This window comes from Vibrio sp. SS-MA-C1-2 (assembly GCF_021513135.1).
Taxonomy (GTDB): Bacteria; Pseudomonadota; Gammaproteobacteria; order Enterobacterales; family Vibrionaceae.
On the sequence record NZ_CP090981.1, the window covers coordinates 1,535,851 to 1,557,647 of the forward strand.

Below are 21,797 nucleotides of genomic sequence, written 5' to 3' on the forward strand. Positions count from 1 at the left end.
AATGGTGGTATATGACTGCTAATGTTCAGAGTGAATCGGGTGAATTATTTGGTGTGCAATGGACGATGTTTCGCTATGCCAATAAAAAAGAGGCACGACAAGGGTGGGATAACCAAGATGTCTATTTAGCCAATGTCGTTGTTAGTAGCCAAGAGAAAACCTGGCATGCAGAGAGAATGGCACGTGGTGGTATCGGACAAGCCGGGGTAGAGCTTACCCCATTTACTATGTGGTTAGATAACTGGTCATGGAAAAGCCCAACTAAAACCCCTTTTCCTGGGAAAATTAAGGTTGATGATCAAGATTTCTCTTTTGATATTGATGTTACTACCATGAGTTCGATTATTGCACACGGTGATCAAGGCTATAGTAAAAAAATCCAAATGCAGAGATTGCCTCTTATTATTACAGTGCGCCATATTTGAAGGTGAAGGGTGAATTAATTCTTGATGATCGAAAAGTTGCAGTGAGTGGTCGAGGTTGGTTTGATCGGGAGTGGAGCAGTAGCTTTTTAGATAAATCGCAAAATGGTTGGGATTGGTTTGCTTTTCATCTAGATAATCAACAAACGTTAATGATTGCTCAAGTGCGTGATAATAATTCGGCTAAGAGTCATTATCAATTTGGGTCTTTAATGAATATCGATGGGACGACTAAACCTTTATCTTCTGATGATATTCAACTTAACGTCATTCGAAAAGGAGATGGTGGCGAGAATAAAGATGTTCCACTAGAGTGGCAAATTGTGGTTAAAAAATACGGTATTAATATTGTTACGTTACCGCTAAATGATAAGCAATGGCTTCCATTTTTGATCCCTTATTGGGAGGGACCTATCTCATTTTCTGGAACACATACTGGAAAAGGATTTATGGAGTTAACAGGATATTAGAGTAATCGATTGCTATGTGAATATAGTCACAATCTATTAATATCGTATTTTGTATAACATGTTATTATGTGATCTATATCACTATAATCGGTGTTTTGTTTCTGTATCGTAGCGGTAAATCTTACCTTGTAGCTATACTTTTCTTAACAAGTTTATACAAACTTAATATTAGCTATTTTTAATTTAGTGGAGTTTATCATGACAGAAGCAACCGTATTTCACCTTGGTGTCAATAAAAATGACTTAAATGGTGCAGAATTAGCTATTATTCCAGGCGATCCTGGGCGTGTAGAGAAAATTGCTCAGAAGATGGATAACCCTAAATTTTTAGCAAGCCATCGCGAATACACGGTTTATAGTGCTGAATTAGAAGGTAAACCTGTTGTTGTCTGTTCTACAGGCATTGGTGGTCCATCAACTTCGATTGCAGTTGAAGAGTTAGCACAACTAGGTGTAAGAACATTCTTACGTGTCGGAACAACGGGAGCGATTCAATCAGACATTAATGTTGGTGATATGATAGTCACAACAGCGTCTGTTCGTTTAGATGGAGCAAGTTCACATTTTGCTCCAATGGAATTCCCAGCAGTTGCTGATTTTGATGTGGCGACTGCAATGAAACAAGCCGTTGATGCTGAAGGAATTAAAGTTCACACTGGTGTAACCGCATCAAGTGACACTTTCTATCCTGGACAGGAACGTTATGATACGTTTTCTGGTCGTGTGACTCGTCGTTTCCAAGGTTCGATGCAAGAGTGGCAAGATATGGGTGTCTTAAATTTTGAGATGGAATCTGCAACGCTATTTACTATGTGTGCGAGTCAAGGCTTACGTGCGGGTTGTGTAGCCGGTGTAATTATTAACCGTACTCAGAAAGAGATCCCAGATCAATCAACAATGAAAGCGACGGAAACAGCATCAATTAACGTTGTTGTTGATTCAGCAAGACGTCTATTAGCTGACTAATATTCTTTTCATACTTGAAGTTGCTAAGTTGTTGGTTGCATTCGTTCGCTCCAGTCATAGAGTGTATCTATACTTATGGGGCCTTACTTATTTACCGCCTACTAGCAACTCTAATTACTTTGGGTATAATATTAAATTAATCTAACAAGATAGGAGTACAGAAATGTTGAAGATTGGTGTGATTCTGGCTCTTATTATATTTGTTACGATATTTTCACGTTATGAACTGAGTGAAAAAGCCAAAAAGCGTTTTTTACAAGGTTTAGGTGGGATAATTATATTAGCGATTGCTGGCGTCATGGCGTCTGAGTTAATGAGATAAGATTAGATACTCTTTTTGCTTAAAACCGGCTGATATTCGGCATTTATCTTCGTAATGAAGTAAAAAAACCTCTATTTTATTTATTCGTATGGATTAAATAAAATAGAGGTTTTTTATTATCAATTATTTATTTTAACGATTAATAAGTGACCATCAATCGTTAAAGGCTAACGCTGTCGACCACCAGATTTAGTGGTTGGTTTACGCTTGGCGCTTCCTTTCTTCGCTGATTGTTCCTTACGAGCATCAGGCTGAGTTGGGCTGTGTTTAGTGGTAAATGTGTTCTTTTTCTTTTTACCTTGCCCACTCTCTTGTTTCTGTCCTTGTCCTTGACCGCTTTTATTTTGACCTTTATTGCCATTAAAGCGATTTTCACCATGACGACCAGATCGGCGACGTTGAGCTGGAGTTAGCTGCTTGCTTTCATCTTGTTCAGGCACTAAGCAGTTTGGTCGGTCACCAATCAGGTACTTTTTACCCATACTGGTCAAGGCTTCACGAATCATTGGCCAGTTCGCTGGATCATGGTAACGCAATAGTGCTTTATGGAGACGACGTTGACGCTCACCTTTCGCGACCGGCACATCTTCACGACGTTTATATTTCACTCGCTTAAGTGGATTGGTTTCAGAGTGATACATGGCTGTCGCGTTACACATCGGTGACGGATAGAAGTTCTGAACCTGATCACATTCATAATCGTTAGTTTTTAGCCACAGTGCTAAATTCACCATGTCTTCATCAGTAGTACCAGGATGTGCAGAGATAAAGTACGGGATAAGATATTGTTTTTTTCCCGCTTCTTTACTGTATTTCTCAAACATCTGTTTAAAACGATCATAGGTTCCCATACCCGGCTTCATCATCTTATCTAATGGGCCATTTTCAGTATGTTCAGGTGCAATTTTTAGATAACCGCCCACATGGTGAGTGACTAACTCTTTCACATATTCTGGTGATTCAATCGCTAAATCATAGCGTACACCCGAAGCGATCATGATATTTTTCACACCTTCAACATTACGCGCTTTACGGTAAAGATCGATGGTATGCTGGTGGTCGGTGTTGAGCTTCTTACAAATCGTTGGGAAAACACAAGATGGCTTACGACAGTTGATTTCGGCTTTCGGATCTGAGCAACCAAGACGATACATATTGGCAGTTGGACCACCAAGATCAGAGATTGTCCCAGTAAATCCGGGTACTTTATCACGAATATCTTCAATCTCATCAATGATCGACTGTTGAGAACGATTTTGAATAATACGTCCTTCGTGTTCAGTGATCGAACAGAATGAGCAACCGCCAAAACAACCACGCATAATGTTAATCGAGCTTTTAATCATTTCATAAGCTGGAATTTTAGCTTTGCCATACATTGGGTGAGGAACGCGAGCAAAAGGCAATGCAAAAACAAAATCCATCTCTTCTGTTGTCAACGGAATTGGCGGTTGATTAACCCACAGTTCACGTTCGCCATGTCGTTGTACTAAAGCACGAGAAGAGTACGGGTTGGTTTCAAGGTGCATCACTCGACTTGCATGAGCATACAGAATTCGATCATTCTTTAACTTTTCATAAGAAGGCAAACGAATAAAAGAGGTTTTAGCATCATGACGAGAAGGTTGAATGGTAATAACACTCTTTTTTTCTGACACTTTTTCTGATTCTGAAGATGCAGAGCTGTTCTCTTTATTTTCTGCACACTGAGTTTCAGTTTCATAAGGGTTTGGCATTACCATCGCCTTACCCGGTTTTTCAATGCGAGACGAATCAATCTCTTTAAAGTTTGTTGGCAACTCTGGACGGATAACCGCTGTACCACGGATATCTTGCATCTCTTTAATGCTTTCTCCTGCAGCCAAACGGTGAGCGACCTCAACTAATGCACGCTCTGCATTACCAAATAACAGGATGTCAGCTTTAGCATCAAAGATAACGGAGCGACGAACTTTATCAGACCAGTAATCATAATGTGCTAAACGGCGAAGACTTGCTTCAATTCCACCAAGAACAACAGGCACATCTTTATAAGCTTCGCGACAACGCTGTGAATATGACAACACCGCACGATCAGGACGTTTGCCACCTTCATTATTTGGCGTATATGCATCATCATGACGTAATTTACGATCAGCGGTATAGCGGTTGATCATGGAGTCCATATTCCCGGCAGTAATACCGAAAAATAGGTTAGGCTTACCCAATGACATAAAGGCATCTTTACTATGCCAATCAGGTTGAGCAATGATACCAACGCGGAATCCTTGAGACTCTAAAAGACGTCCAATAATCGCCATACCAAAACTTGGATGATCAACGTAAGCATCACCACTAACGATAATAATATCGCAGCTATCCCAACCGAGTTGATCCATCTCTTTACGACTGGTTGGCAGGAAAGGTGCAGCTCCATAGCAGGATGCCCAGTAGGGAGGATAGTCAAATAGTTTTGTTTTTACTAAGCTTGTATTAATCATATTTCAACATTCTGATAGGCTTTGACGTAGGCTTTTTCCCCACGGCAGAGCGAATTAATTAGAGGTATCCCCTTGTGACTTGCTGTTGGCTGGCAAATTCAATGATTTGGGGTGTCGTGGTTAGAGAACCGATATAAAATGAGGGCGGATTGTAGCCTGTATCAAGGTTGATAGCTAGCCAATTGAAAAGATGTCACGAGATTGAGGGGGGATTATTAGTGAATTGTTAACCGTTAAACTGCTTAGCTTAACGGTTAACATCTTGATAATAAGCGTAAGACTTAACCTTGAATCAACATATATGCAGCAATAATTGCAACGATAATTAAGAAGATTAAACCGATATACTCTTTACCGACAAAAGCGGATTTGCCTTGTTCTTTTTTCGCTTTGACATAAAAGAACAAGCCAGGAAGGTAGAGGAGTGCAGATAATAGAAGGTAGTAAGCACCTGAAGCATACAGTAACCAGATACCATAAATTGTCGCCATTAAACCGACTAATAATAGCTTACCTCTGTCTTTACGTTGAATTGCCACTTTTAGCATAAATGCGGCAACGAACAGATAAGGCAGAAGGATCATCTCTGAAGCAATAATTAGCAATGAGTTATAGGTACTGCCAGCATACATCACTATAAATAAGCAGACTTGAATACTAATGCTGGTTAGCCAAAGAGAACGAGTTGCAGTGCCTGCCTTGTTTTGTTTTTCGTAACTTTTAGGGAAGATTCCACATTTAGCACCCACGTAAGGCGCTTCAGTCGCCAGTACTGTCCAACTTAAGAACGCACCACTAACCGAGATGATTAGCCCAATACCGATGATGATTTCGCCCCAAGGACCTAATACGTGCTTTAACACCTCAGCCATTGATGGGTTTTTATAGGTTGCGAGTTCTTGGGTACTGATAACCCCCATTGAAAGCAGAGTAACCAGAATATAGATCACTAATGCCGTTAACAGACCCAGAATGGTTGCTTTACCAATATCGCTACGTTTACGTGCTTTACCAGAAACAACGACTGCCCCTTCAACACCAATAAATGCCCAAACAGTAATAATCATCATTGATTTAATTTGACTCATTAGACCGTGGCCATTACCGAAGTGAAGACCAGTAAAGTCAAATACAAAAGTATTCCATTTGAAAGCGATAAAACCACAAATGATGAATAGCACCATAGGGATTAATTTAGTAAACGTCGTCACTAAGTTGATCAGTGCGGCTGTTTGAACGCCTTTAGAGACTAATGCATGAACACCCCATAGGAAAATGGACGCTCCGATCAAGGCATACATTGTATTGCCATCACCAAAGATAATATGTTGTGGGGTGTCAAAGAAGAGGCCTAAAGTACTAAAAACAATAACAAGATAAGAGATATTTGATAGCATGGCACTAAACCAGTAACCCCAAGCTGAACAAAATCCAACAAAGTCACCAAAACCTGCTTGAGCGTAACCAAATACACCGCTGTCGATATCTGGGCGTAAAGCGGTTAAATATTGAAACGAGAGAGCGAGGAAGATCATTCCGATCCCGGTTATTGACCAGCCGATCATGACCGCTGCAGGACTAGCGACTGCTGCCATATTCTGTGGCAAGCTAAATACACCTGCACCAATCATTGAACCAATAACGAGTGCCGTCATTGATCCTAGCCCTAATTTATTATCCACAAGCTTCACTCTCATCTACAAAATTAATAGAGAGGGAACTTATACAATTAACATTGAGTTGAAAAGGGTTAATTTCGAAATGGAAATTTCTAAAATACAGTGATTGATCTCATATATTGACCTAATACATTGAAATTTAACAAACTATAAATTTGATACAGTATTATTCTATCTTTTTTAGAATATAACATTGCAAAAATCCTTACTTGGATAATTTTAGTCATAAATAAATTTTAAAGGGATAAATTAAAATATTGTTATTATTCAGTGCTTTATTTTAGTGTTTTAAATGTTTAATAAGCCTATTTGTCTCGTTTATAACAAGCTCTTTATATATGAAATGTATTTTAATTTTTCATAGTGGATCAGGGACGAAGTAAATAATAAATGAAATTAAACTCGAACTAATGTAGCCGATCTTGATACAAATTGATGACGGGAATATTAAAAGTGTTAGTTAACTCATTTCTATAACAGTGACCATCTAGCACAATGATGAGACTTGAATTATTATGACGTAATGCCATATTTGCGAGTTCAGTGGTGGAATATTGCTGATTCGGTTGAACAATTCTCACTTTCTCTAATTCAATGCCCATCTGATTTAATGTTAATGCATCGGTTTTTCCAATTTGTCCAATAACGGTAATCCATTTATTTTGACTATTGAGTTCAGTAAAAGAAGGTGAATCATGTTGTGTTAAGTGATGCAGTTGTGAAGTCGTCGTTTGTGCATTACTGTTATTAAACATCATTGTTGAAAAGTTCATCATTCACCTCGTTGACTGTTTGTTTATACATACTGTATATCTAAACAGTAGTTGTTTTTTGTTCATTATGCAAGCTTTTATCTCAAAAATTGAGCGCTTGGTTGATGCTTATTATTTGATTATTCGATAAATCATTAAATTCAGTGATATTATTAGGTATTATTTTGTTTTAAATATATGGAAATTTGAGATGGATCAAGAGTTTTGGCATAGTCGCTGGGCAGAAAATCGTATCGGTTTTCACCAAAATGAAGAGAATAATTTTTTAGTTAAGTACTGGTCTAAATTAAACGCGAAGAGAGAAGAGAGTGTACTGGTCCCTCTTTGTGGTAAATCGTTAGACCTGACTTGGTTAGCAGAGCGACAGCAGCGTGTGGTTGGTGTTGAGCTGAGTAAAATTGCTGTTGATGCTTTTTTTGCTGAAAACTTGTTAACGCCAACAGTGACGCGTCTTTCCGATAGCAGCACAGAATATCAGTTTGATGAATTAACGGTGTATTGTGGTGATTTCTTTGCGATTAAAGTCGAGACTGTCGATTATATTTATGATCGAGCAGCGCTTGTTGCTATGCCTAAAGAGCGAAGAGGGGAGTATGCAGCGCACCTTCTTTCTCAATTAAAAGCGAATGGAAAAATACTTTTGGTTTCATTAGAGTATCCACAAGAGAAGTTAGCCGGTCCTCCATTTAGTGTCGATAAAGCAGAGATTTCACGGTTATTTCCTAATGCGAAAGTAACGGAACTAGAGAGAGAGGTGGCAGGTGACGACCATCGCCGAATTCAACAAGGATTAGAATATTTTCATGAAGTGGTTTGGTTGATTGAGCTTTAATCATTGGTGTGATGTTACAAATAAAAAACCTCGGTAAATAAGCAGCAGCTTAAATAACCGAGGTTTTTTCTTAAGTATTAACAACTAACGGACTAGTTATTAAGCACTAAGTTCAATTAGAATGATGCGCTACGAGGAGTACGTGGGAATGGAATCACGTCACGTACGTTACCCATACCTGTCACATAAGAGACAAGACGTTCAAAACCAAGACCAAAACCAGCATGAGGAACTGTGCCGTAACGACGTAAATCACGGTACCAGCTCATGTGTTCAGGATCGATGCCCATCGCAATCATACGCTCATCTAGAATGTCTAGGCGCTCTTCACGTTGTGCACCGCCGATGATTTCACCGATACCTGGTGCAAGTACGTCCATCGCTGCCACTGTTTTGCCGTCGTCGTTTAAGCGCATATAGAAAGCTTTGATGTCTTTCGGATAGTTCTTAACGATAACCGGCGCTTTAAAGTGCTCTTCAGCTAGGTAGCGTTCATGTTCAGATGACATATCGATACCCCACTCAACGTCAAACTCAAACTTCTTACCAGAGTCTAGTAGAATTTGGATTGCGTCAGTGTAATCAACTTGTGCGAAATCAGCGTCAACGAATTGCTCTAGACGTGTAATTGCTTGTTTGTCGATGCGAGAAGCGAAGAACTCAAGGTCATCGCGACGCTCTTCAAGAACCGCGGCGAAAACGTATTTAAGCATGTCTTCAGCAAGTTTCGCGACATCGTCGAGGTCTGCAAACGCAACTTCAGGTTCAACCATCCAGAACTCCGCTAAGTGGCGGCTGGTGTTTGAGTTTTCGGCACGAAAGGTTGGGCCAAATGTGTAAACCTTGCTTAGGGCACAAGCGTAAGCTTCAGCATTAAGTTGACCAGATACGGTTAGAAACGTTTCTTTACCGAAGAAATCTTCATTGAAATCAACGTTACCTTCGTCAGTGCGAGGTAGATTTTCCATGTCTAACGTAGATACACGGAACATTTCACCAGCGCCTTCAGCATCAGATGCCGTGATAAGCGGAGCAGAAGTCCAGAAGAAGCCTTGTTCGTGGTAGAAACGGTGAATCGCTTGAGATAGACAGTTACGTACACGTGCTACTGCGCCAATCACATTTGTACGTGGACGTAGGTGAGCAACTTCACGAAGGTATTCGATAGAGTGACGTGTCTTAGCCATTGGATAAGTATCAGCGTCCTCAACCCAACCAACAACTTTAACGTTAGTTGCTGCGAGTTCGAAGTCTTGACCTTTCGCAGGAGACTCAACAATCTTACCGGTTACTTCAACAGAGCAACCCGTGGTGAGTTTTAATACTTCATCTTGGTAATTATTGAGTTCATTAGGAACCACGGCCTGAATCGGGTCGAAACAAGAGCCATCATAAATAGCAAGGAATGAGATACCAGCTTTAGAATCTCGACGAGTACGGATCCAGCCTTGAACTGTTACTTCTGTATCAACAGCGCATTGGCCTTGCAGTACGTCTTTTACAGGCGCGTAAGTCATAATTAGAGTTATTCTCCGTCTTTGTACATGTAAGTACATCTTTAATTAATCTGTCAGTGGTTAATATTACCTTTCCCAACGTAACCTGCAAGCCTTGAAGTCAATAGAAGCCGATATTAGTGAAAAAAATAAGAAAATTGGAATTTTGTTGATTAATAACTACGCGAACGGCATTTTATACCCCTATTTTTATCAACTTCGTCTAAACTTTTTATAATATATAATAAATTAAGGAGATAATTATTTGCCATCTCTTCAGACATGGTTAAAATACTCCTCCTTAAACTGGTACGATGAGAATAAAGGTTTTGTATGCAAATGAAAGTAGTCAAATATATTAGAAGAAAAGGCTCAGAGCTTGCGCAAAAGAAGACGCCATTTGAATTTAATGAATTAAAAGATTGGTTATCGCCAACTTTACGTGACTACTGGGTCGATTTTTTAACCAAAGCTCACCATAGCCAGTTAGCGCATTGGGTACAAGAAAATCATAAACTGGTGACTAATCATGAGAAGCAAACGCATCCTGAGCAAGAAGAGTCTGAAAAAGTCACTGAAAAGCCCAAAACAGTCACCGTTGATCCAAAAGCTGAAGCGGTCTATTTAGAGCTAGTTGAATTAATTGGTGAAGAAATCCATGTGGGTGATTGGATGGTAGTCACACAAGATAAAATCAATTCTTTTGCTGATGTCACCGAAGATCAACAATGGATTCATAATGATCCAGAAAGAGCAGCATTAGAGTCACCGTTTAAAACAACGATTGCTCATGGTTTCTTAACACTTTCACTGCTTCCTGTGTTAACTGAATCCGTTGATCCTAAAAACCCACAGTATCCGACGGCTAAAATGACGGTTAACTATGGGTTAAATCAGGTTCGCTTCCCATATCCAATCAAAGTAGATAATCGTATCCGAGCGCGTAGTAAATTGACGGGAGTAACACCGATTCGTCGAGGATTAGAGTTAACCAAAGAGATCTTTATTGAAATTGAAGGGGTTCGTCGACCTGGTTGTGTGACTGAGTCTGTTGTTCGGCTCTACTTTTAAGCTATTTTAATATTAAATGCAGTGAAAAACAGAGAGTTAATGATTTTATCAATGTTATTGTTTAAGATTAAATTAACCTGAATTAATAATAGTATTAACGACCTATTCAATAGAAAGAAGGATTAATAAATGAGTGTAGCTAAAATTGGTATTGTAACTGTCAGTGATCGTGCAAGTGTAGGGATCTATGATGATATTTCTGGCCCCGCAATTATCGAAACGTTGAATGCATACTTGACGTCCGAATGGGAACCAGTTTATCAGGTAATCCCCGATGAGCAAGATGTGATTGAAGCCACTCTAATCAAAATGGCAGAAGAAGATAACTGCAGTTTAATCGTCACAACCGGTGGCACAGGTCCAGCTAAACGTGATGTGACCCCTGAAGCAACTGAAGCAGTTTGTGATCGTATGATGCCAGGTTTTGGTGAGCTAATGCGTACAGAGTCATTAAAGTTTGTACCAACAGCGATTCTTTCTCGTCAAACAGCAGGACTTCGTGGTGATAGCTTAATTATTAACTTACCAGGTAAACCAAAATCTATCCGTGAATGTTTAGATGCGGTATTTCCTGCGGTTCCTTACTGTATTGATCTGATGGATGGCCCTTTCCTTGAGTGTGATGAGTCAGTCATTAAGCCATTCCGTCCAAAAGCTAAATAGATCATTTAGATTTTAATTTGATGAAGCCCTTAATTTTATCTTCGCATGTAGAGATGAAATTGAGGGCTTTTCTTTTATTCTGTTTTTTCACTATACCCATTTCTTTTCTATTTCATTCCTCTTTAGTTTTAGCCGTAACTCAGCAAGGTTTATCGACTCAATCAAACTATGCAGTCATGAATCCGAGTGATCTATCAAATAATGATATCAAAGCCGGGGTTTGTGTTATTCGTGTCGGTAATACGTTGTTAATGGTTGATGAACTGATTACAGGTAAATTAGCACTGCCCGGTGGTGGCAGAGATAAAGGAGAGTCCCCAGCTCAAAGTGCAGAGCGAGAAGTCTTAGAAGAGATCGGTATTCGGGTCAATGCGGTGAGATTATTAATGGTTGATAATCAAGCTGCAATTTACAACTGTGTTAGCGATCAACCGATAGCGATTCTGCCTTCATTTTCTTCCTCTTCTTTATTTTCAGCGTCTCTTTATCAAGGTATTCTTGTCGCATCAGTTGGACAACATTACGGCATTGAGGTTAAGAATAGTCAGCTTATTAATCCCAACGCTATTTCATTACAGCAATATCGTTTTCCTGAGCAGTACCAACACCTTAATGTTTGGTTAAAAAATTCAATAGAGAGCAGAGTGAGTGAGAGTCACATTAATGCTTCTGGCTCTTTATTTGGCGATCAAGCGTTATATATAAACCATTACTTAATTGATTTACAAAGAACCATATTGAGTTGGTTGGACGATAATGTTCCAGACTATGTTGCTAACGAAATGCATGTTTATTTATTACGATTAAATGCTTTTTTTAGTCAAACTATTCTTGGTGCTAATCTTATTTTTTGGCTGGTTTTTACTTTATTATTGATGAAAAGAGTGATTGAAAAAGATCAAGAGTCTGCAATAAAGCATCAAAATCTGTTGCTCTTTTATACTTTATCATTATTGGTGGTCATTCCCGTTTTACAGCAATTTATCGCAAAATTGAGGCCATTCTATAGTGACAATACACTCCAACAGATCTCGGCTTGGGGTTACTCCTTACCGAATAGCACCACCTTATTATTAAGTTTTATTTTTATTCTGATCTATCGCTGTAACAAGGTAGCGGAAGAGAGGGGGTTTCTTAAAGTTGTGGCTGCCATTTTAATCTTTCAATCTTTTTTTGTTCTATTATTAGGTGTTAATGATGTGGTTGATATTGCGGTATCATTATTGTTTGGATCTATAGCGGCTGGGTTATATCCGTTGTTTCGTTGTTATTTTCCGACTTACTTTTTACCTTATTGTTGGCTAATACTGGCACTGATCGCTGGTTTCTTAGGGATCAAAACGCATCTGATTTCTCATTTGTGCATCATGGTTATTGCTATCTTTATTTTCTTAACTCAAATAAAAATGCAATTTGAATCTAAACAAAATAGGCTAGAACAGCATTATCGTTATTTACCCTTTATGGGTTTATGGCGCTTAATGGGTGTTGTGATAATAATAAGTTTTTTTAGTCTAGTTCAGTCACCATTCAGTGATGCGACCATCGTTATCCCCATCGATATTTTATCTGGATTAATATTCATTAATTGGATAACCAGTTGGGCGACAAGAAGTTATTTGTCTCTTTTTCGTTCGTCAGGTAAAGTGTCATAACGCTTAAGGTTGAGCAAAGAATACAAGGAATCGTTATGGCACTGGCTGAGCAACTGCCCACTCTCAAAGAACAACCCCAATTACCTATTTTTGTACAAGAGTATCTACAACAATTAGCTCTCACTGGATTTAGTGGCGACATAGAAACGTCATTTAGTAGTCGTTTAGCGGTAGCAACGGATAACAGTGTTTATCAAATAATTCCTCAAGCGATCTTATTACCAAAAACAACCTTAGATGTCTCTTTAATTGGTGAAATAGCCAAACAAGAACAATTCTCTGATGTGACATTCTCTCCACGAGGCGGCGGAACGGGGACTAATGGGCAATCATTAACCTTAGGTGTGGTTGTCGATCTATCTCGTCATATGAAACATATTATTGAGATTAATCTTGAAGAACAGTGGGTCAAAGTTGAAGCTGGCGTCGTCAAAGATCAACTTAATGATGTACTACGTCCACATGGATATTTTTTCTCTCCCGATCTCTCTACCAGCAATCGTGCAACGTTAGGTGGGATGATTAATACCGATGCATCTGGGCAAGGGTCACTCTACTATGGGAAAACCTCAGATCATGTTTTAGGACTAAAAGCGGTTTTAATTGATGGTTCGATTATTGATACCCAACCTTTAACTGAATTACAAATCAGAGAACAGAGTAGTGAACAGACACGAGCAAGCTCGGCAATGAAAGTCTCATCCGATGTTTGTCGTGATAATCGTGCTGAAATTGTTGCTAAATTCCCGCCGCTTAACCGATTTTTAACAGGTTATGATCTGCAACATCCTTATGATGAGGCAATGACGCATTTTGATATTGGTCGAATTCTTTGTGGTTCAGAAGGGTCTTTGGCTTTTATTACTGAAGCAAAACTTAATATTACACCGATTCCCACCGTCAGAAAGCTGATCAATATTAAATATGACAGCTTTGATTCTGCATTGCGAAATGCACCAATGATGGTTGAAGCGGATGCTTTGTCTGTTGAGACAGTTGATTCTCGCGTTTTGAATCTCGCAAAACAAGACATCGTTTGGCATTCGGTCAAAGAGTTGATTACCGATGTACCGGGAGCGGATCTGCAAGGGTTAAATATTGTTGAATTTGCGGGTAATTCAGAATCAGATATTCAACAGAAAGTGACTAAATTAACGGATAAGCTAGAGCTGATGTTGGAGAATCAACAAGCGGGAATTATTGGTTATCAATGTTGTGATGATCTCGCGAGTATCAATAAAATCTATGGCATGCGAAAAAAATCAGTGGGGTTATTAGGCGCGACAAAAGGACGTAAAAAGCCGATTGCTTTTACGGAAGATACGTGTGTGCCACCAGAAAATCTTGCTGACTTTATTGCTGAATTTAGAGAGCTACTTGATAGTCACAATTTGGCTTATGGGATGTTTGGTCATGTTGATGCTGGTGTACTTCATGTTCGTCCCGCTTTAGACCTCTGTGATCCACATCAAGAGCAACTCCTTCATCAAATCTCTGACCAAGTGGTACAACTGGTTTCTAAATATAAGGGATTAATGTGGGGAGAGCATGGTAAAGGTTTCCGCTCTGAATATGGACCTGAGTTTTTTGGTGATTCGCTTTTTTCTCAATTACGTCGGATCAAAACAGCGTTTGATCCCCATAATCAGATGAATCCCGGTAAAGTTTGTACTCCTTTAGATCGAAATGACAAGTTGGCATCAGTTAATGCGGTTAAACGTGGTTTTTATGATCGACAAATCCCCGTAACTGTTCGTGATAGTTTTAAGCAGGTTATGGAGTGTAACGGTAATGGTCTCTGTTTTAATTACGATAAAAACTCACCAATGTGTCCGTCAATGAAGGTGAGTGGTGACCGTCGTCAATCACCAAAAGGGCGAGCAACAATGATGAGGGAGTGGTTACGTCAACTTTCAGAGCAAGGGGTTGATATTAATGCTTTAGAGCAATCTGTTAGCCAAGGTCGTCCATCGATCAAACAGATTATTAATAAGTTCAAAGCAAATAAAAAGCGTGATCAATTTGATTTTTCTCATCAAGTATTAGAGGTGATGAATAGCTGCCTTGCGTGTAAAGCGTGTGCAAGCCAATGTCCAATTAGTGTGGATGTACCAAGTTTTCGATCTCGCTTCTTTAATCTCTATTACAGTAAATATCCACGTCCATTTAAAGATTACTTGGTTGCTAATGTTGAGAGCTATCTCCCATTAATGGCAAAGGCGGCTAAATGGTCAAATAAGGTCACTCAGAATAAATTAGTCAGTTATGTTACTGAAAACAGTATCGGTTATGTCGATACTCCTGAGCTCTCTATTCCAACGTTAACGCAGCAAATCAGCGATAACAATGGAATTATCGATTTTGATCTAGCGAAATTAAGAGAGTTATCATCAAGTGAACGAGAAAATTATTTACTGGTCGTTCAAGATCCGTTTACTAGCTATTATGATGCAGGTGTCGTGGCTGATTTTATGACATTGGCGGTTAAATTAGGTAAAAAACCTGTTTTATTACCCTTCAAACCTAATGGTAAAGCACAACATGTGAAAGGATTTTTAGCTCAATTTAAAACAACGGCTCAAACCACGGCTCAATTCTTGAATCAAGTTGCCAATTTAGGCATTCCTATGGTTGGAGTCGATCCTGCTTTGGTGCTTTGTTATCGTGATGAGTACCAAGAAATCTTGGGAGTGCTACGCGGAGAGTTTGCTGTTTTAACCGTTCATGAATGGCTGCAACCGAGATTGCCTAATATACCTAACCTTGTTGATTCAACGATGAGTTCAGCAACTACAGGTAATAACACCGAGAAAAATAACGGTAATGAGACTGAAAATAAACCTTGGTATCTTTTTGCTCACTGTACAGAAAAAACCAAACTCCCCAATGCTGAACAAGAGTGGGGTGCAATCTTTACCCATTTTGGCTTAACATTACAAACCGTTCCAGTAGGATGTTGTGGCATGGCAGGAACCTTTGGGCATGAGAAAGAAAACCGAAAAACCTCTCAAGATATTTACAATTTAAGTTGGAAACCTCAAATGGATTTGTTAGATAAAACGCGTTGTATGTCGACAGGCTACTCTTGTCGTAGTCAAGTTAAACGTTTTGAGGGTGTGAACTTTCAACATCCATTACAAGTATTACTGAGTAATATTTGAAGGAAGATTCCAGTGAACGCCTATCCCCTTCATACTTGAAGTTGCTAGGTTGTTGGCTGCACTCGTTCGCCCCAATCATAGAGTACTCCTATACTCATGGGGCCTCACTCATTGGCCGCCTACTAGCAACGCCAATTATTTTAGGCATAGAATATTTATTATGATTGTGATTCAGACAGAGAGCAAAGTGGTTTTTGTTTTCTGTTTGTATACTTAAAATAAGTCATTATAGCCATAAAACCAAAGTAAAAAAGAGATATAAAAATGGTCGACCCGATGTTTTGCACCATGCCAAAATTATAGCCATAATAAGTGGCGTAAATTAGTTTAATAAATAATCCCACCCCATAAAAGAGACTGATCTTATTATTATGAAGCAAGATGAATATAGCCATGCCAAATAAAATAACGAGAAAACTAAACGTTAAATATATAATTGAAGCAGGTTCTATTGGATAAGGTCTATTCGACGTTAATAATAATAAAAGAAGTGTAAAAATAGCAAGTTTTAATTCCGTTTTAACATTGAGCATTATTAAGGCAGCTTACTGGTAACATTTTAATTACCTTGATAATAGCATGGTTACTCTGATAATGTCGTTTTTATTGTCTCTAAACCAGTGGGTTAGGGGGTTTTATTTGAGAGTGTAAATACTGATGATTACAATTAATCATCAGTATCTATATCTTTCTATTAGTTATTTTGATTCTTTTATTCAACTGATATCACTAAGCTATTATTTTCTATTTTAAGCTGAGGCTGAGCATCTTTAATTAGTGATTCTGTTGTTTTTTTATCATTAAGTTTATAAATTGGTTTTTCAGACAAATAGAGTCGTAACATTGAAATAACAGGCTCAGTTATTTCTTTTGCTGTTGATCTATATTTCTCTGGCGTCACACTGAATGAATTTAACTCTAACTGTTTAAGATAAATAGCACCTTCGTCTTGATTATAAAATGGGATCGCGTCAAATCCAATATTGATATCTGTTTCCTTACTTGATTGCCCGAGCAATTGGACATTTGCGTGAATATCCGCAATCACATTAACTCTATCTTTATCTATTCTTCCTATCCCGACTTCGAGCTCTTTTATTTTAGCGTTTGCACTCATTAAACCAGGTACACCTACTGAATGGTCAAGCTTTACTTTTTGACTGAGGTACTGTTGGACTTCCGACTCAGAAACAGAATAGTTTGCACACCCTGATAAAAAAAGGACCAGGGTTACGAGTACCACTTTAATTGATTGAAAGTGACTGTCTGACTGAAAAACGAAGATATTTTTGATATTCATTTAATTGATAAACTCCATATAAAAATGATTCATGGTAACGGCGATTGATCGTGTATTAACTAATCATTATTAATGTTTATTTCCTGCCTCATTATTACAAATGACTCAATAAGGAGGAGTGATATTTTCAGTTGAATTACATACTGGTTGCTTTTATCAGTGTAGCGTAAAACTATGAATCATTTCTATTATCCGCAGTTTTTGAATAGCGTATTAGTTTTTTTAGCCATTATAAACCGATTAATCATTAAATATTTTTTATCATTAATTATGTTCTTATCAATTGTTTTTTCATCAATCGTTTCTTCATCTATCAAAATGGAAAATCAAGATCTAAAAATCAGTCGGCTATCTGATCAGGAACTTGGATTTGATGCTATTCCCTACATCACTGATCCAATGGTAAAGTCGATTTGTAATTATAGTTTTTATGGTGAGTTTTCATCTTGTCCCTATATTGTTGCTGGCGGGCGTTTATCATTATTAAATAGTAAAGAGTTACCGAGAGATTGGAATAGTGCCCCTGAATTGGCTCTAGGTTGGCAAGCGAGTGCTGGCTATCATTTTACGGAAAAATTATTTACTGAGTTGGCATATATTCAAGGTGGCGAGATGCCCGTTCACTCTGCAGGTAAGTTGGTTAGTTCAATTAAGTATAATGCTTATCAGTTAGATGCGGGCTACTTTTTTCTCAAGCCTATACCCGATTTAACATTTAACCCTTATATAAAAGCGGGGTTTGGTTATATCGATAACTCGGTTAAAAACAATGCATTTAACTACCGACAAAAACGTAAGGTCCAGTTGGTTTGGACTGGAGGGGTTCAATGGCGTCCACAAGGTTCATCTTGGTTTTTTCGTGGTGAGCTCTCTAGTTTTAACAGTGAGTTTATTGGTTTAAATATGATGGTTGGTCATTATTTTGGCTATTTATTGAAGTGATAATTTTGCGGTATCATTTTGATAATTGATACTGGTTTCGTCATCAATCAAATTGATAGATAGAGCAAAAATTTTGTTTTTATATTATTTAAGTTATTGTGATAGTGATCAAAATTAGTGAAATAGATAATTTATATATTTCATCATGACAATTTTTTATTGTCGTTGTAAATCACAAAATCTCTTAAATATTGCTTCGTTTTTTACAAGTGGTTCAGTTCTTGCAATGTTTACGTTAATGAAAAAAGTAATGAGTATTGGTGTGAGTAAAGGGAATGAAAGCATTAATAATATTTATTTAATTTTTATTAATTAAAAAAGGAATTAATGTGAATAAATTTGAACAGTTAGCGAAACCTGTCGCCAGAGTGGATGGTCTAGCGAAAGTAAAAGGGTCTGCAATCTACGGTAATGACATCAATATGCCAGGTATGCTTTATGGTGTGTGCCGTTATACCGATATTGTTGCAGGGAAAGTTGTAAACATAGATACTGAAGCGGCGAAGGCAGTTGACGGTGTAGTGAGAATTGCAACTTATCAAGATATTCCTGGAGACCCTAATGTCGGGGTTATGATCCGAGATTATCTACCACTAGTTAACGATGAAGTGGTTTTTAGTGGTGACGTTTTAGCCATCGTTGCTGCAGAAACATATGAGGCAGCATGTCGTGCTGCTGATTTAATTGACGTTGAATATGAAGCAAAACAACCTGTATCAGATCCTGTTGCTGCTCTTGATCCATCTTGTCGATGCGTCCATAGCGAAAAAGAGAACAACATTGTCGCAAAACATCATACAGTAAAAGGTGATATTGATGCTGGGTTTGCTCAATCAAAACATGTGATTGAACGTCGATTTGAAGTCGGATTTCAAGAGCATGCTTATATAGAACCAGAGTCAGTCACTGCGTACCCTGATCCAACATCGGGTGCACTTATTGTCGCAGGTTCGATTCAAAATCCTCATAAAGTTCGTGGGTTTATTGCGAGCTATTTAGATCTTCCTCAAGCGAATATTAATGTAAAACGCTCTGTGATGGGTGGCTCATTTGGTGGTAAGGATGACACCATTGACCACTTAGCTTGTCGTACTGCGCTAATGGCATCATTGACGAAACGACCAGTGAAATTTACTTATACTCGTGAACAATCAATTATTGAGAGTCCGAAGCGTCATCCATATATTATGGACTATAAAGTCGGTTTTGATGATGACGGTTCAATTACAGCAATGAAAATTAATATCATTGCTGACAGTGGTGCCTATGCGGCGGCAACCCCATTTGTCACATGGCGCAGCTCGGTACAGGCTGCGGGTCCTTACGAGATTGAAAATGTTCGTATCGATATTACCGGTGTTTATACCAACAACAGTTATACATCAGCAATGCGCGGTTTTGGTTCGCCACAGATTGTTTATGCCAATGAATCGCTTATGGATGAAATTGCTGAATATGTGAATATTTCTGCTTTCGACGTTCGTCAACGTAATGTTCTGAAGCAAGATAGCACCAGTATTACAGGTCAAGTATTTAACAAGCATACCGTTTCTGCTGATGAAGTGATGCAAAAAGCGATTGACGCATCAAATTATATTGAGCGTCGCAGAGAGTATGAAGCGTTTAATAAGCAGAAAAACCCGATTAAGAAAGGCATCGGTTTAGCATTGAGTTACCGTGGTTGTTCATTAGGCGCTGAAGGCGTGGATACGTCATCGGCACTTGTTTGTGTAAACCCAGATGGCAGCATCAATGTTTCAACGGGCGTGTGTGAAAACGGCCAAGGTCTGCAAACCACCATGGCATTGATTACCGCAGAAACATTAGGTGTTGATCTTTCTAGTGTGATCTTTACTGAACCCGAGACATCAATGATTACTGACGGTGGTCCAACGGTTGCTTCTCGCGGAACGATTACCGGTGGTAATGCAGTTAAGAATGCTGCTGAAATAGTGAAAAAGCGCATTTTTTCTGTGATTTCATCTATTGTTGCAGCTGATAAGTTAGAAGATACGGTGTGGAAAGAGGGCATGATTTTTAATGCTAACGATAGCACTAAATCAATCTCTTTTGCGGATGCGGCAGATAAAACCAAGTGGGCGGGGGTTAACCTTGCGGCTTATGGTTGGTTTGATCAACCAGAGATCTCTTGGAATGAAGAAGAGGGCAATGGTAGCCCGTATTTTACTTGGGTTTATGGTTGTCAGGTGGTTGATTTAACGCTTGATTCAAGTACCGGTAAAGTGACGGTTGATGATATCACCGCCGTTCATGATGTGGGTCAAGTGATTAATCCTGTTGGCTTTGAAGGTCAAGTTTCTGGTGGTATCGCTCAGGGTATCGGTATGGGTATTCTTGAAGATTACAATATTGCCCATGGTGAAGTGAAATCAGAAAACTTCGATAGTTACCTACTACCAACGATTAAAGATGTTCCACCAATTAATGTGATTGCGGTTGAAAACCCAGATCCAGGTGGCCCATTTGGAGCAAAGAGTATTGGTGAACCAGCAACTGAGTTAGTGGCTGCTGCAATTAACAATGCAGTGGGCTTTGCAACCAATACTCGTCATCGTCAATTACCATTAACCTTAGAGCAAGTGACTTTAGGTTATAACCTGAAGAAGCCTGCTCGTCAAAGTGAGATTCTAGCTTCAACAGGTGATAAGAAGCAGGTTCATCGTCTGAATCAACTCTCTATTCAGAATCCTGCAAGCTTAACAGAAGCATTAACATTGCTTGCGGAAGGAAAAGGGAAATTAATTGCTGGTGGTACAGACGTGCTTGTTCAAGGGCGTTTAGAAAATAAACCACAAAGTTTAATTAATATTGCGGGTATGAAAGAGTTAACTCAAATTACAGAAACAGCAGAAGCAATTATCATTGGTTCTGGTGTCGTCTTTAATAAGTTAACTGACCATCCATCAATTCAAGAGTGTTTCCCGCTATTAGCAACAGCGTGTCATACCGTCGGTTCAAACCAGATCCGTAACCGTGCAACTGTTGGCGGAAATATTGTTAATGCGGCACCTTGTGCTGATTCTGTTCCACCTTTAGTTATATATGGTTCAGAAGTTGAATTAACACGTTTTAATTTGAGTACCCAAGCAATAGAAAGTCGCTGGTTAGCTCTGGATGACTTTATTATCGGTGGGTATCGTACTTTATTACAACAAGATGAGATTTTAACGGCCGTTAAGATTTCAAAAGGAATGCCAACTCATGTTCAGCAACGTTACAGCCAACTTGGTCGTCGCAATGCATTGAATATCACACGTCAAAGCTTAACCGCTACGATTGGTGTGAATAAACAGGGGATTGTTGATTACTGTCGTCTTGTGGATGGAGCATTATTTAGCAAGCCACAGCGACTACATATTATTGAAGAAATTCTTTTAGATCAGCCACTAAATCAACAAACAATGGCGATAGCTGTCAGTGGTTTAAGTGACATGATAGAAGAGGCAATTGGTGGACGTTGGTCTGCTCCGTATAAGAAGCCAGTATTTATTAATATGTTTAACGATCTACTTAATGAGTTCATTCAAGAATAATAAGGTATAAA

General features: G+C 38.8%; 15 protein-coding genes and 1 pseudogene. 11 read left to right on the top strand and 5 right to left on the bottom strand.

Annotation, left to right across the window (positions count from 1 at the left end; translation table 11 throughout):
- Positions 1-11: 11 nt before the first annotated feature.
- From L0B53_RS11560 to L0B53_RS11575, 4 genes and pseudogenes are all read left to right on the top strand, one after another.
- Positions 12-445 (top strand): annotated as a pseudogene (locus tag L0B53_RS11560) (lipocalin-like domain-containing protein); the annotation flags it as partial.
- 21 nt (positions 446-466) lie between these two features.
- Entirely contained in the window at positions 467-892 is a 426-nt protein-coding gene (locus L0B53_RS11565; protein WP_235062240.1) for a lipocalin family protein, read from the top strand.
- A 198-nt stretch (positions 893-1,090) separates the two neighbouring features.
- Entirely contained in the window at positions 1,091-1,858 is a 768-nt protein-coding gene (gene udp / locus L0B53_RS11570; protein ID WP_235059744.1) for a uridine phosphorylase, read from the top strand.
- Positions 1,859-2,021: 163 nt separating this feature from the next.
- A complete protein-coding gene (locus tag L0B53_RS11575) occupies positions 2,022-2,180 on the top strand; it encodes a hypothetical protein (protein WP_235059745.1) in 159 nt (52 codons plus the stop codon).
- 167 nt (positions 2,181-2,347) lie between these two features.
- Here L0B53_RS11575 and L0B53_RS11580 read toward each other — a convergent pair whose 3' ends face one another.
- From L0B53_RS11580 to L0B53_RS11590, 3 genes are all read right to left on the bottom strand, one after another.
- Positions 2,348-4,660, bottom strand: a complete 2,313-nt coding sequence (locus L0B53_RS11580; RefSeq protein ID WP_235059746.1) for a YgiQ family radical SAM protein — start codon at positions 4,658-4,660, stop codon at positions 2,348-2,350.
- Between the two features lie 281 nt (positions 4,661-4,941).
- The gene (locus L0B53_RS11585) at positions 4,942-6,342 is read right to left on the bottom strand and encodes a basic amino acid/polyamine antiporter (RefSeq protein WP_235059747.1); all 1,401 of its coding nucleotides are present in this window, start codon (positions 6,340-6,342) and stop codon (positions 4,942-4,944) included.
- Between the two features lie 404 nt (positions 6,343-6,746).
- Entirely contained in the window at positions 6,747-7,115 is a 369-nt protein-coding gene (locus L0B53_RS11590) for a hypothetical protein (RefSeq protein WP_235059748.1), read from the bottom strand.
- Between the two features lie 187 nt (positions 7,116-7,302).
- Here L0B53_RS11590 and L0B53_RS11595 point away from each other — a divergent pair, with 187 nt between their 5' ends.
- Positions 7,303-7,944 (top strand): thiopurine S-methyltransferase, encoded by a 642-nt coding sequence (locus L0B53_RS11595; protein ID WP_235059749.1) that lies wholly within the window; start codon positions 7,303-7,305, stop codon positions 7,942-7,944.
- Between the two features lie 116 nt (positions 7,945-8,060).
- Here the strand turns inward: L0B53_RS11595 and asnS are convergent, their stop codons facing one another.
- Positions 8,061-9,461: an asparagine--tRNA ligase gene (asnS, locus tag L0B53_RS11600; protein WP_235059750.1), complete on the bottom strand. Its 1,401-nt coding sequence runs from the start codon at positions 9,459-9,461 to the stop codon at positions 8,061-8,063.
- 318 nt (positions 9,462-9,779) lie between these two features.
- Here asnS and L0B53_RS11605 point away from each other — a divergent pair, with 318 nt between their 5' ends.
- From L0B53_RS11605 to L0B53_RS11620, 4 genes are all read left to right on the top strand, one after another.
- Positions 9,780-10,511, top strand: a complete 732-nt coding sequence (locus L0B53_RS11605) for a MaoC family dehydratase (RefSeq protein WP_235059751.1) — start codon at positions 9,780-9,782, stop codon at positions 10,509-10,511.
- A 129-nt stretch (positions 10,512-10,640) separates the two neighbouring features.
- Positions 10,641-11,174 (top strand): molybdopterin adenylyltransferase, encoded by a 534-nt coding sequence (gene mog / locus L0B53_RS11610; RefSeq protein ID WP_235059752.1) that lies wholly within the window; start codon positions 10,641-10,643, stop codon positions 11,172-11,174.
- Between the two features lie 20 nt (positions 11,175-11,194).
- A complete protein-coding gene (locus L0B53_RS11615; protein WP_235059753.1) occupies positions 11,195-12,829 on the top strand; it encodes an NUDIX hydrolase in 1,635 nt (544 codons plus the stop codon).
- 35 nt (positions 12,830-12,864) lie between these two features.
- Positions 12,865-15,990, top strand: a complete 3,126-nt coding sequence (locus L0B53_RS11620; protein ID WP_235059754.1) for an FAD-binding and (Fe-S)-binding domain-containing protein — start codon at positions 12,865-12,867, stop codon at positions 15,988-15,990.
- A gap of 712 nt (positions 15,991-16,702) precedes the next feature.
- On the opposite strand, the gene L0B53_RS11625 is transcribed toward L0B53_RS11620, so the two are convergent.
- On the bottom strand, positions 16,703-17,290 hold the full coding sequence (locus L0B53_RS11625; protein WP_235059755.1) for a DUF1439 domain-containing protein: 588 nt from the start codon (positions 17,288-17,290) through the stop codon (positions 16,703-16,705).
- 270 nt (positions 17,291-17,560) lie between these two features.
- Here L0B53_RS11625 and L0B53_RS11630 point away from each other — a divergent pair, with 270 nt between their 5' ends.
- Both L0B53_RS11630 and L0B53_RS11635 read left to right on the top strand, forming a co-directional pair.
- Entirely contained in the window at positions 17,561-18,232 is a 672-nt protein-coding gene (locus L0B53_RS11630) for an outer membrane beta-barrel protein (protein ID WP_235059756.1), read from the top strand.
- 329 nt (positions 18,233-18,561) lie between these two features.
- Positions 18,562-21,786: a molybdopterin cofactor-binding domain-containing protein gene (locus L0B53_RS11635; protein WP_235059757.1), complete on the top strand. Its 3,225-nt coding sequence runs from the start codon at positions 18,562-18,564 to the stop codon at positions 21,784-21,786.
- The last annotated feature ends 11 nt before the right edge of the window (positions 21,787-21,797 follow it).